8 protein-coding genes are annotated in these 12323 nt (G+C 66.4%); 5 read left to right on the top strand and 3 right to left on the bottom strand.

Going from position 1 to position 12323, the window contains the following annotated elements; genetic code table 11:
- Window positions 1–9: 9 nt before the first annotated feature.
- Window positions 10–1455, bottom strand: coding sequence for a ShlB/FhaC/HecB family hemolysin secretion/activation protein (locus KBY95_RS06660; RefSeq protein ID WP_254964181.1), 1446 nt, complete (start codon window positions 1453–1455; stop codon window positions 10–12).
- Window positions 1456–1964: 509 nt separating this feature from the next.
- On the opposite strand from KBY95_RS06660, the gene KBY95_RS16375 reads away from it, so the two are divergent.
- The 3 genes from KBY95_RS16375 (at window position 1965) to KBY95_RS06645 (ending at window position 7337) form a co-directional block, all read left to right on the top strand.
- Window positions 1965–6158 carry a CHAT domain-containing protein gene (locus tag KBY95_RS16375; RefSeq protein WP_254964180.1) on the top strand — a complete coding sequence of 1398 codons (4194 nt, stop codon included), beginning with the start codon at window positions 1965–1967 and terminating at the stop codon, window positions 6156–6158.
- Window positions 6159–6279: 121 nt separating this feature from the next.
- Window positions 6280–6603, top strand: a complete 324-nt coding sequence (locus KBY95_RS06650; protein ID WP_254964215.1) for a DUF3307 domain-containing protein — start codon at window positions 6280–6282, stop codon at window positions 6601–6603.
- A 95-nt stretch (window positions 6604–6698) separates the two neighbouring features.
- Window positions 6699–7337 (top strand): hypothetical protein, encoded by a 639-nt coding sequence (locus tag KBY95_RS06645; RefSeq protein WP_254964179.1) that lies wholly within the window; start codon window positions 6699–6701, stop codon window positions 7335–7337.
- On the opposite strand, the gene KBY95_RS06640 is transcribed toward KBY95_RS06645, so the two are convergent.
- Window positions 7291–9243 carry a CHASE2 domain-containing protein gene (locus tag KBY95_RS06640; protein ID WP_254964178.1) on the bottom strand — a complete coding sequence of 651 codons (1953 nt, stop codon included), beginning with the start codon at window positions 9241–9243 and terminating at the stop codon, window positions 7291–7293. The two genes, KBY95_RS06645 and KBY95_RS06640, sit on opposite strands and share 47 nt — an antisense overlap.
- Window positions 9243–10724 (bottom strand): mechanosensitive ion channel family protein, encoded by a 1482-nt coding sequence (locus KBY95_RS06635; protein WP_254964177.1) that lies wholly within the window; start codon window positions 10722–10724, stop codon window positions 9243–9245. The genes KBY95_RS06640 and KBY95_RS06635 overlap by 1 nt, the downstream gene beginning before the upstream one ends.
- Window positions 10725–10811: 87 nt before the next feature.
- Between KBY95_RS06635 and KBY95_RS06630 the strand changes: the two genes are divergently transcribed.
- Entirely contained in the window at window positions 10812–11516 is a 705-nt protein-coding gene (locus KBY95_RS06630; protein ID WP_254964176.1) for an SIMPL domain-containing protein, read from the top strand.
- A 76-nt stretch (window positions 11517–11592) separates the two neighbouring features.
- Window positions 11593–12321: an iron dicitrate transport regulator FecR gene (locus tag KBY95_RS06625; RefSeq protein ID WP_254964175.1), complete on the top strand. Its 729-nt coding sequence runs from the start codon at window positions 11593–11595 to the stop codon at window positions 12319–12321.
- The last annotated feature ends 2 nt before the right edge of the window (window positions 12322–12323 follow it).

The raw sequence follows: 12323 nt of genomic DNA, 5'->3' as shown, positions 1-12323 counted from the left end.
GGCTGAGGCTCAGAAGCGGAAATTCACCCTGGTGTAGAGCCCCTGGCCCAGCAGCCAGTCATTCCAGACCCCGAGGTTGTCGGTGGTGGAGAAGGGCTGGGCCCAGCCCAGTTCCAGGGTCCAGTTGTTGCTGGCCAGCCAGCGCACCAGCACCCCACCCGCCCCAACGGTGTCACCGAAGGAGCCACCGTTGAAGTTGGTGCGGATGCCCCCGGCGCCGATGAACGGCACCAGCTGGAGAGCACTGGTCTTGCCGTTCCAGAAGGTCCACGCCGCTTCGGTGCTGGCCAGCCAGCCGCTGTCCCCGCTGATCAGCTGGCCGGGGAGGCCCCGCAGTCCCACATCGGAGCCGAGGGTGAACTGCATGGAGGAGGTGAGGGGAGCGAAGGCCAGCTGGGCGGCGGTCCGCAGGTTGATCTGCCAGCGGGGAGTCACGGTCCAGGAGCCGGAGATGAAACCACCGATGGCGGTGGCGCCCCCAACGGCGATGCCTGCCTCTGCCAGTTGCTGGCGCTGGATCGCCGGGGTCGCTGCCGTGACGCCCTGCAGCAGGTAGGCACTGCCGTTCCAGCCCCCCTGGCGGCCGGTGCCGCTGCCGTTGACCCCGAAGCGCAGGTAACCGCCTGCAGGGCTACGAATACTTTCGGGCACGGCGGCCGGCAGGGGGGTGTCCTGTTCGTAGGTGTTGCTGCGGCTGTTGCTGTAGCCGGCGAAGAGGCTCCAGCGCTGGCTGAGGGATTCGCGAAACACCCATTCGAATTGGGCCAAGGCCTGGTACTGGCTGGTGGAGAATCCATCGACCGGCGCCGGCAGTTCCACCAGGTTGCGGCGGCTGAAGCCGAAACCGCCGGTGAGGCTGAAGGTGTCGCTGAAGGGGTAGGTGTAACTCACCGAGGCGATGGCCGCGCCGAGCTCGGGGGTGTCGGTGGCATCGAGCTCTCCGTAGATCAGCAGGGTGTCCCCTCGCCTCAGCGCCCCGGGCTTCAGCAGCGTGGCCACCGCCCGGAACTCCCCGGAGCCATTGGTGCCGTCGTTGCGCAGCGCCAGATCCCCTTGCCAGGGCTCGCGGGCCGGCTCCACGGCGACCCGAAACACCCCTTCGGAGGGGTCGCTGCCTAACCGAGCCAGGGTGCCCCTCACACTCTCGATGCCGGGTTGCCGCTTGAGCAGTTGCAATTGCAGCTCCACCGCGGACAGCTGAAGGATCTGGCCCCGCAGGGGGCGCAGCAGCCGTGCGATGCGACGGTTCAGCCACGGGTCGCTGCCCGTCACCTGGATTCCGACGACACGTCCCTCCACCACATCGAGGTATCCCGGTGCCGGGTCGCTCACCACGTAGACGCGGCTGCTGACATAGCCATCGAAGACCAGCCGCGTGCTGAGGGCCACGGCGCAGGCCTTGAGCCGCTCCTGGGGATCGGCGATCCTGCTGCATTCGGCCAGGATCCCTTGCACCTGGAGAGGGCTGTAGAGCGTCAGTCCGCGGATCTCCGGCAGCGGGCCGACTGGCTGGGTGAGGGGGGTGGCCGGTGTCCCGGGAGTCGGTGTGGCAGCGGGCGGCCTGTTGCCGTCGGGCTCGGGCGCTGGTGTCTCCAGGGGCCGGATGTCGACGGGGACGGGCGGCTGCGTTTCGGAAGGGGCTGGCCGATCAAGCTGGCGTGGTGGACCTGGTAGTCGGACAGGGCCGTCCTGCAGGGGGGGGGGCCACCAACTGGGCGAGAAGGAGCAGCATCAGGAGGGGCCGTGTTCTCGCTCAGAAAGACAGACTGGTAACGTTCTTGAATATTGATGAGGACAGGCGGAGTAGAGCCTGATGCGTGAATAATGATGACCGGAATGCCTCAGTCGCTGATGCTTAGGGAATTTACCCGCCGATCAACACCATGGGCGGGACTTTGAGTAGCAACGGCTACCAATTGCCAGGAAAGTTGGCCGCCCATGCTGGCTCGGATGCCGTTCCTGTTGTGAAATCCACGCGTTGGTTCTCCACTCTGGGTGTCGCCGTCCTGCTCGGTCTGGCTGGCTCTCCCGTTGCCGCTGGCGAGATCACCGCCACCGGCGGGGTGCTGGGGCTGGGCAGTGCGGTCAATGGCCAGCCAGGAGGCAGCTGCTTCAGCGGTGCCTGTGCGATCCAGGGCGGCACCTCCGCCGGGGCCAATCTCTTTCACCGCTTCTCCGCCTTCGATACCCGCGGCGGCATCACCGGCGTCAGCCTCGAGGTGGGCGGACATCGCAACGTCATGGTGGGCGTCACCCACCCCCTGGGTAGCTTCATCGACAAGGCCATCACCCTCAGCGGGCCGGCCAACCTTGTCTGGCTCTCGCCGGGTGGTATCCGGCTCAGTGGTGCCGGCACCTTCAACAATGTTCAGCAACTGAATCTGTCGACCGCCACCAGCTTGCGGCTGGGAGAGGGGCGGTTTGATGTGTTCGGCACCACGGCCGCTGCCGCCACTTCCCTGGTCGGGGCGCCTGTCCTTGGCCTATCCGGTCTCAGCACCGACCCGTCCACCCTCAGCCAGCTTGGCCTTTCCGCCCAGGGGGATCTCTCCCTGGATGGCGGCCTGCTCACCGTGGATGGCGGTTTGCTGCTGGATGCCCAGGGAGGCCACGTGCTGCTGGGGGGATCCCGGCTTCAGGCCCCCGGCGGGCAGATCGCTCTGCAGGGCCAGCAGGTGGCGCTCCAGAACAGCACGGTGGATGTTTCCAATCCGGCCGGCGCTGGCGGAAGCATCAGCCTCTCCGGGGGCCAGGTGTCGCTGGCTGGATCCAGCCTTCTGGCGACGGGCCGTACGGCGGGTGGGGACGTGCATGTCGGTGCCGATCGCCTCGGCGCCGTGACCGCGTTGAGCACCACGGTCGACGCGGCCTCCGCTTTGCGTGCTGATGCCACCGGCGCTGGTCGTGGTGGCCGCATCCTGGTCCTCGGCAAGGAAAGGGCCGAGGTGGGTGGCGCCATCAGCGCCAGGGGCGGTCCCCAGGCTGGCGATGGTGGTTTCGTGGAAACCTCGGCAGGTTGGCTGGCACTGTCCACCGCGCCGGATCTGTCGGCACCCAGGGGGAAAGGGGGCACCTGGCTGATCGATCCCCGCGACATCGCCATCGTCGCCGGAGCGGGGGGCTCGCCACCCGGCGGCTCCAACGGGGCGCCGGGTTCCCCGTCGCTCATCGATGTTTCACTGATTAACACGGCCCTCAACTTCGGCCAGACGGTGATCGTTGACACGACGGATCCCCAGGGCACCCAGGCCGGTAACATCTCCCTTCTGGCCAGTGTCAGGAAAACGGCTGGTGGGAATGCCACCCTCAATCTGGAGGCCGATGGCAACATCCTGATCAATGTTCCGGAGGTTCCAGGTATTGCCCCCGTTGCCTTCTCGAACACGTCCGTTCAGGGGAAACTGGATGTCAACCTTTGGTATCAAAAGGGTGCTGATGCATCCTCGCCCGTGGGTTCCATCAGCTGGCAGAAGGGCGCGGTGGACATCAACACCGGAACGCTCAGAACCATTCAGGGTGCGTCTCGGATTGATGGCAACATTGAATTGACGGGTGCCGTGGCACCGTTCAATCTATTCTCGGGTACCGTTCGCACTGGCGAATTCTCCTGGAATGCATCAAGCCTGGGAGACGTTCAGCTTTCGGTATTTCAAAGCCAGAAGCCTGCCATTCTTGATATCACAAGACGGTACGTGCAGGGTCCTGGCCGCACCGTTACAGCCTTCGCGACATCACTTCTGAAGATTGGCCCTTCAGCGCAGAGCAGCCGTATCGATGGTGGAACCTTCAGAGATACAACCCAGATCTTTACGACCTTCATCAGAGTTGCTGATGGAGCCACTCTCGCACTCACAGATGCAAACGTCATCGGTCCCAATCTGGCTCTTGACAGTGGGGCACAGCTACAGCTGTCTGGATCCAATCAGTTGGCGGCTCTTGATAGTGCCGGATCAATCCTGATTGCTCCCTTCAGTACCTTGAACCTTCAGCGTGCCAACATCTCCCCTGGTACCTCGATTGTCCTTCAGGGCAGTGGTTCAGCAAGTCTGTTGATCGACAGTCCCACATTTCAGAATGATGGATTGCTCCAGGGTTCCGGTGTGATTGAGGTGGGTTCCGGTCTGGGGGCGTTCAGCAACGGAGGCTCCCTTCTGCCGGGGGCCCCGGTGGCGGTGCTGGATCCCATCGGATCGCTCGTCATCCGTGCCAGCAGCTTCCGGCTGGCCGACAACAGCCAGGTCCTTTTCGACCTCTCCACTGACGATCAGCTTTCCGTCTTTGGTGACACCATTCTCGGCGGCGGACTGGAAGTGGTCTCTCCGCCGATCGTTGGCGTCCCCACCCCCTTCGAGCTGATCAGGGCTCAAACCATCTCCGGAGCTTTCGTCCCCGGCCAGACCTTCCTGCCCGTTGGTTTTGATCTTCTGAGTGTGGGGATGACAGGCGATCCCCTGTTGCCGTTCAGCTTCGGCGGTGATCTGGCGGCGACCCCGCCACCTCCCCCGGCGCCGCCCGACCCGCCCATCCCGCCGAGGCCTCCCTTCACGCCGCCACCGCAAGCTGTAACGCCACCGCAAGCTGTAACGCCACCCCAGGCAGTGCCGCCACCCCAGGCCCCCTCGCCGGCACCTCTTCCGCGGCCGGCCTTGGTGTTGCCTGATCTTGGCTATCAGATTTTTTCGACGGCCAAGACGATTCCTACCGGAGCGGTCCTCATCAGCAGCCGTCGTGGGGACGGTTCCGATGCCCTGGCGGTCAACCTCTCGGAAGCCGATTTCAGCCTGGCTGGCAGCGCGATTGGGGCGCCAGGCACCCTCACTTCCTCCACCACCTCCCTGTCACCCGCCCTGGTGGCCGCGGCACTCTCGGATGGGGATCAGCAGCGCACGGAAGATGTGAGGAGGACCCTGGGGGATGTGGGCACCGCGGCGGATTCCAACGGAAACCTGCGCCTCGATGAACTGCAGCGCCTGCTCAGCAAGGCCTCCCAGAAAGGGGACAAGGATGACGAGCGATTCAATCCGGCTGTTCTCATGGTGTCCTTCACCGAACAGAAGGAGGCTGCAGGACAGGGGCTGAATGCCCCAGCTGGAACCGATCCAAAGCCGGCGAATTCTTTCCTCGATCTGATCCTGCTCAGCCGCAAGGGCGAGCCTTTCGGGCAGAGGGTTGAACTGTCCCGCGAACGCTTCGGCGAACAGCTGCGGGCGCTCTACCGGCAGCTGGCCCGCCTCGAACCGCTCCAGGTGGAGAATCCGGAGTCACCCTCCAGGCAGATCCACCGGGCCCTGATTGCGCCCGTTGCCCAAGAGCTCAAGGCCAAGGGCATCACCACCCTGGTGATCGTCGCCGATCGGGGTCTTCAGGGCCTTCCCTTCGCAGCCCTGCATGACGGCACCAGCTATTTCGGCGACCAGTTCGGCTTTTCCATCACCCCCTCTCTCAACCTCACCTCCTTCGGCCCTCCCCGGCAGACCAGGGGGCGGGTGCTGGCGGCGGGGGCCTCGGAGTTTGAGGGGCTCAGCCCCTTGCCTTTGGTACCGGAGGAGCTCGCCGGCATTCCGGACGGGGTCGGCATCGACCGCTTCTTGAACAAGAGTTTCACCCCCGAGGTGCTGCTGAGCCAGGCCGCCGACCCGCGCTACGAGCGCCTGCATGTGGCCACCCATGCCGAATTCATGCCCGGGGGACCATCCCAGGCACGCATCTTCACCGGAACCGGCTCCGTCAGCCTGCAGGAGTTCGCCAGCCTGCGGCAGCAGCGCAGTGGCAGCCCGCTCGAACTGTTCGTGCTGAGCGCCTGTCGCACGGCCTTGGGGGACAGTGACAGTGAGCTCGGTTTTGCCGGCCTTGCCCTTCAGGCGGGATCACGAAGTGCGATCGGCACGCTCTGGTATGTCGATGATGTCGCCACCTCCGCCTATTTTCTGCAGCTCTATCGCTACCTCGACCAAGGCGTGCAAAAAGCCGATGCCCTGCGGGCCACACGGCAGGCCATGGCCACTGGCAAGGTGCGGCTTCAAGGCGATAAGGTCATCGGATCCGATGGCGTTCCGCTCTTGACGGAACTGACGCCATCCCAGCGTCGCCGCATCGCTTCAGGTATGGGCCACCCTTATTTCTGGGCCGGCGTCCAGTTGATCGGCACTCCCTGGTGATCGATCTGCCACGGCACTCGTGTCCAGATCCCTAGCGCTTAGCCCTTCTCAACCATCGTTTCCGGTCAACTCAGTTCTTCATTCAGTGCCTGATCTTTCAGCGGTCTTCAACGTTTTTCTGATGTTGGCCATGGCCCATTTCGTCGGGGATTTCGGGCTTCAGAGTGACCGCATGGCTCGGGAGAAATGCCCTGGTTGTGGGGTCACCCTTGGATGGGGATGGTGGCTCACCTCCCACGCCGCCATCCATGGATTTCTGGTGGGGATGGTGACCCAGTCACCCCTGTTGGGTGTGGCAGAATGGGTTTTGCATCTGTTGATTGACGTGGGCAAGTGCCGGCGTCTGTGGACCCTGTCCTTTGATCAGGCGCTTCACATCATCTGCAAGCTCCTCTGGGCCTTCCTGGCGATTCGGCAGGCCTCCTCACCGCTCTGGTTCCAATGAAGAGAAAGGTTGCTGATTCCCCTATGGCTGTCCAGCTCCCTCGCCTGGCCCGAAACGTCCTCATGGGCCGTTCGCGTCGCGATCGCGTCTCTTTGTTGGCCGCTTCCCTGCTGACCTTGGCTCCCATGGTGGCGATGGAGCCACCGCAAGCCCAGGCCCAGAGTGATCTTCGCAAGAGCTTCCCGGGCCGCCGGGTCGGGGGAGGAACCCGGGGTGAATGCGCCAGTCGCCTTCTGGCCCATCTGGTGCCGTCCAGCAGTGTCTTCGCTCCCGGCAAGGCCCGTTTTCTCGGCGTGCTCGAAGGCCCGAGCGCTTCCCCCAGCCCTCTGGAGATCACCTTCCGCCCGTTGAGCGGCCACGGCACCGTCGATGGTGCGATGGCCTCGGGCCAGCGACGGGTGTTGCCGGCCTCCGCTCCGGGCATCACCCTGCTGACGCTGCCCCCGGTGAAAGTGCCGACGATGTGGGAATCGAGCTACATCTGCCCCGGCGCAGCGGCCAACCCCACCCCGGCCGATCCGCTCAACTTCGTGGCGGCTGATTCGCCGCCGGCCCTGAGTCTGCTCGTGACGGAAGCCTCCAAGGAGGACACGGTCGTGCAGGCCTCCCTGGTCAAGCTGCAACGGTCCTGTGGTTCCAGCGTGTCCCGGGAGGAGGTTGGCGCCACCTTTGGGCTCGCCGATCTGATCACGGCCCAGTGGCCGGAGCGGATTCCAGTGCGCTGTCCCGTCTGAGGCCACCGCGCAGCTCCCAGATTCGCAGGGGTTCACTGCGCCCTTTGACGTTCATTTCTCCCCAGTCGAGCCACTCCAGCGGCAGCCCCGTGGGCAGCAGTTCCACCGTGCTGGAAGACACCAGCACCCGGCAGAGATTGTTCTGGCGATCTTTTTTCAGGCTCTCCAGCCGTGAGGCGCAGTTCACGGCATCGCCGATCACGGCGTACTCCAGGCGTTCGCTGCTGCCCATCGATCCCGCCAGAACAAGGCCGGAGTGGACACCGACGCGCAGGCCCATGGCCGGCAGCCCCTCCTTCTCCAGCTCCTCATTGAGGCTCACCACGGCCCGTTGAATGGCCAGGGCGGCATCGACGGCGGCCTTGGCATCCGACTGCTCGCCGCTGCTCAGGGGAGCACCGAAGACCGCCAGCAGACCGTCGCCGGTGAACTTGTTGACCATGCCGCCCCGTCGCGTGATCGCCGGCACGAAAAGGGCCATGCCACGGTTCAGCCAGTCGAGCAGCTCCCCGGGGGTGAGGCGTTCCGACACGCTCGTGAACTGGCAGGTGTCCGACATCAGCACGGTGACCGGCAGCTGGCGTCCCTCGAAGCGCCCGTCGCTGAGCAGTCCATCCCGCTGGTTCCAGAGCTGGCGGGCCACGGCCGGGGAGGTGGTCTGGCCGAGCAGCCGCTCGATCTGCTGGCGTTGCTTCTGGCTGGAGGCGCCCCGGCGCACCCAGGCCGCACCGGCCATGGCGATCAGCCCGGTCAGGGGCAGGCTCAACCCGACCCAGACGAAGTTGTAGAGCAGCAGCACGGCGCCACCGACCATCACCGCCGCTACCAGAACCACCACGAGCACGCTGCGGCGCAGCAGCCGGAACGCTTCCCCCAGAGCGATCCCCAGCACCACGGCCAGCACCTCGGCCAGTCGCTCCACCCAGCCTGGAAGCGTGCGCAGACGCCGCGGGTCTCCGGCCACATTGCGGTCCATCAGCGCGGCCAGCCGGTGGGCATGGATCTCGACGCCGGGCACCAGCAGTTGTTTCTCCCCGAGGGCGGAGCGGGTCTGGGGCACCGGAAACAGGTCGCGCAGGCTCGGAGCGGTGCTGCCGATCAGCACGATGTGGTCGCGGATCTGGTCGGCGGGGATCGGCCTGCGGCCGAGCACATCCTGGAGATTCCAGAGGTGGAAGCTGCCGATCTGGTGGAAGGACAGCATCTGCTGGAACCCCGCGGCATCCAGTTGGTCGTAGCCCCCCGACGCCGGCTCCAGCCACGGGCCCGGTTCGCTGCCCTTGTCGAGCCGCTGCCGCAGGCTCCGCTGTCCCTTGCCCACCTCCAGCAGGCGCAGGGGCAGGGACACGGTGGCTTCGTCCTGGCCGGCCACATGCACCAGATCGCGACGGATCACCCCATCGGCATCCAGCACAAGGTCGTTGAAACCGCGCCGATGGTCCGGCGTCCCCGGCACCGGGTCGATGGCTTCGGCCACATTGAAAATCGATACGAGGCGGGGATTGCTGCGGAAGCGCTCGCGCAGGCAGGCCTGGTCGGGGCCGACGCCCTGGTCGCGGTAGATGTCGAGGCCGATCGCCACCGCCCCTTCGGCACTCAGCCGGTCGATCACTTCGCACAGCACCTTGTCGTCGATGGGGAACCCGTAGGTGGCGAGGTCGGATTCATCGATGCCGATGATCGTGATCGGCTTGTCCGTGCCGGGCGGAGCCTGGCGCAGGCTGGTGATCAGGTCGTAAAGCAGCAGGTTGAGGGTTTCGTTGATGGGGCTGCGCTGCAGCGCCAGCAGCAACAGGCCCGCGGCCACATAGGGCACGAGCGAGCGGACGCTATCGCCCATGTGGCGCAACCCCAGCCGCGCCAGCAGGGAGGACAGCGTTGACCCTGGCCCTTTCTTGCTGTCCATCAGGTGCCCGTGAAGGCGAAGAAGAGCCGTTTCATCGTGTCCAGCAGAGCATTGGAGCGTTCCGTGTGTTGTTCGCGATCCAGGCTTTTCAGTTCGGCCTGCCGTTCCTGCACCATGGCGGCGAAGCGCTCCAGCAGGTCGGGGTTCTCGTCCAGCAGGGCCTTGATGCTGGCCCGGTCCACCTCCAGCAGCAGGCATTCCTCGGTGGCCCTCACTGTGGCGCTGCGTGGGGCATCAAGGAAGAGGGTCATCTCGCCGAACACCTCGCCCGGCCCCAGCTGGCGCACGGCCACGGTGTGGCCCGGCTCCAACTCCTTGAGGATCTCGACCGTCCCTTGCAGCACATGGAACATCGAGCGGCCCTCGGCCCCCTCCTGCACCACCGCTTCGCCGGGGCCATAGGCCACCAGGTGGCTGCCTTCGACCAGGGTCCTGCGTTGCTCGCCGCTGAGCTCGGTGAAGATCCCCACGCTGGCCAGGGTCTGGCAGCACTGCTGCGGGGAGGGACGGCTGGGACGCTGGGGCCGGTCCCGGTTGCGGCGCGGTTGCAGCTCCCGCACCGGGAAGGGAATGCTCTGGCCCGCCCGCGCCAGGGCATACCAGATCTGCTCCAAAAGGTCGCTGCGCAGATCGCCGATGGCGCCATCCCCCAGTTCCCGCTGCCACACCTGCAGCTCGTAGGCGATGGCACTGTCCTGGAACTCCTGGACCCGGATGCGGGGGGCCGGTTCCCGCAGCACCTTCGGATGCTGCAGCACCACCTTCTCGAGCAGGGCCCTGGCCTGGGCTGGCGGCAGGTCGTAGTCGAGGCCGACGCTGAACCGGTTGCTGACGGCCCCGGAGCGGCCCAGGTTGCGCAGCACCCTCTCGGTGACGAGGCTGTTGGGGACCACCACCAGCTGACCGTCCATGTTGCGCAACATGGTGTCCCGCCAGCTCACCTGCACCACCACCCCGCGCACCCCCTGGTCCAGCTCAAGGAAATCGCCTTCGGTGAAGTCGTCCCCCAGCTGCAGCTCCAGGCCTGCGAACAAATCCTTGAGGGACTCCTGGGCTGCCAGGCCGATCACGGCGGTGAGCACGGCGGAGGTGGTCACCAGCCCGACCAGATCCAGCCGGGCCGACTGCCGCACCAGCACCACCGTGGCCAGGGCGCCGCTGCCCAGGGTGAGCAACTGCATCAGCAGCTGGGGGGGCGGACGCCACAGCCCAAGGTGGGCGGGCACCTGCAGGGTCGCCCAGAGGGTGAGGAGGATGGCGGCGTAGGTGAGCAGCAGGTCGTCGGTGAGCAGCACCCACACCCGGTAGGCCGGCGGCAACCCCTGCAGCGGCAGGGAACTCAGCAGTGCCCAGGCGGCGATGGCCAGCAGGGGCAACCGCAGCGGCACGGCTGGCAGCTGTCTGTGGCGGCAGAGGCGGGCCAGCACCAGCAGCCCGGTCGTGGCGACAAGGGCACTGATCCAGATCTGCAGCAGGGCCAAGGCGCTCGCTTCGATCGCCCCATCCTGCCGCCGACCCTGGTCTTCGGCTCCTGGGGAGAGCAGGCTGGGGGCAGCCGTTCCAAGTCGATGCGCCCGATCCGCCTGCGCTCCTTTGCCGCCCTGCTGGGTCTGGCGGCGGTCGGTGTCTGGCCAGGCGCCGCTGTCGGCCAGGTGCAGCTGCGCTGCGAGGGCACCCTGCTGGAGGCCAGGGGTAGCGCTGAACAGGAACGGCCCACCCGCCGGCTGTCGTTTTCGCTGTCGCTGGAGGCGGAGGCACCCACGGCCGATGGGGCACTCCAGAGCCTGCAGGAGCGTCTGGCGGCGGTGAGGAGGGCCCTGCAGGGGCAGCAGGTGGAGCAGCTGAGGGTCACCTCGCCAAGCACCTGGCAGCGCCCCGCCGAACGCAACCGGCCGGCGGCGGTGACGGCCAGCCTCCAGGTCAGCGGCCGGCTGCTGCCCCAGCGGCTGCAGGCCCTGATCCGGGAGGTGGGCGCCCTCCCCGGGGTGCGTCTGGCGCCGGTGGGCACCGAGGCCGATCGCGGCCTGGATGGGGTGGTGCGGCGCCAGCTGCTGCGGGGGGCCTACCAGGACGCCCTGGCCCAGGCCCGGGAGGTGGCCGCCGCCGTCGGCCTGAGCCAGCTCCACCCCCTGGAGGTGCAGCTGGATGGCAACGAGATGCGGCCGATGCTGATGCGTGCCGCCGCAGCCGATGCGGCCCCGCCCTTCGATCCGGCCGAGCTGGCGCTTCCGAAGGACCGACTCAGCCTGACGGTGCGCTTCTGCGCCCGGTGATGCTTTTGAGGCGTGGGGATGCGTTTTGGGCCCCGCCGAGCAGAATGCAGCCATCCGAATCCGCAGCCTTGAGCGAATGCGCCACCGCCTGTCGAGCGCCCTGCCGAGCCTGTCGTTCCTGCCGATCCTGATCCTGCTGGCGGGTCCGGCCGTCGGGCCGCTGCCGGTGGAGGCCTCCGAAAGTGCCGTTGTGCAGGAGATCCTCGATGGCAACGAGATGTTCATCGATGGCAAGACGGCCAAGGTGAAGCAGAAGGCCGTCGCCCCCCAGAAGGTCAGCACCCAGAACAGTCGTGGTCAGATCCGGTTCGACAGCGGCGCCGCCGGACGCCTCAACCGCTTCGCCCTGCTCAAGCTGGGCCAGGGCTGCTTCCTGATCGAGAAGGGCCAGATTCTGGTCTCGGGCAAGCAGAGCGGTTGCACCCGTTCGGCCCGCCTGAGCGTGCGGGGTACCAACTACCTTCTCGACGTCAGTGAGACGGGTGAGGCCGAGATCTCCGTGCTCGAGGGATCGGTGGAGGTGGAACCCCTCGTCGATGGGGAGCCCACCGGCAAGCCCGCCACCACCGTGGAAGCGGGCCAGAAGCTGCGCCTCTCGCCCGCCGGGGTGGTGCTGGCGATCCTGGGGCTCAGCGTCAGCGACTACAACAGCATCCTGGGCGGCCCCCTGTTTCAGGGCTTCCGGGTGCCGCTGCCCGCCTACGGCTCCCTGGAGAGCTACATCCGCTCCAGGGTGCCGGGGGCGAACCTGCCGGTGCCGATCAGTCCGCCGTCGCTGCCCTTCGGCCTGCCGCGCTTCTTCTGAGT

The sequence above is a fragment of the Cyanobium sp. Aljojuca 7A6 genome (genome assembly GCF_024346455.1).
Classification (GTDB): Bacteria; Cyanobacteriota; Cyanobacteriia; order PCC-6307; family Cyanobiaceae; genus Cyanobium.
This window is presented reverse-complemented; position numbering and strand designations above follow the sequence as displayed.

Bases quoted from the DNA above. Each gene is read 5' to 3' on its own strand.
- KBY95_RS06650 (WP_254964215.1), top strand. From the start codon at position 6,280: ATGTTGGCCATGGCCCATTTCGTCGGGGATTTCGGGCTTCAGAGTGAC.
- KBY95_RS06640 (WP_254964178.1), bottom strand. From the start codon at position 9,243: ATGGACAGCAAGAAAGGGCCAGGGTCAACGCTGTCCTCCCTGCTGGCG.
- KBY95_RS06630 (WP_254964176.1), top strand. From the start codon at position 10,812: ATGCGCCCGATCCGCCTGCGCTCCTTTGCCGCCCTGCTGGGTCTGGCG.
- KBY95_RS06625 (WP_254964175.1), top strand. From the start codon at position 11,593: ATGCGCCACCGCCTGTCGAGCGCCCTGCCGAGCCTGTCGTTCCTGCCG.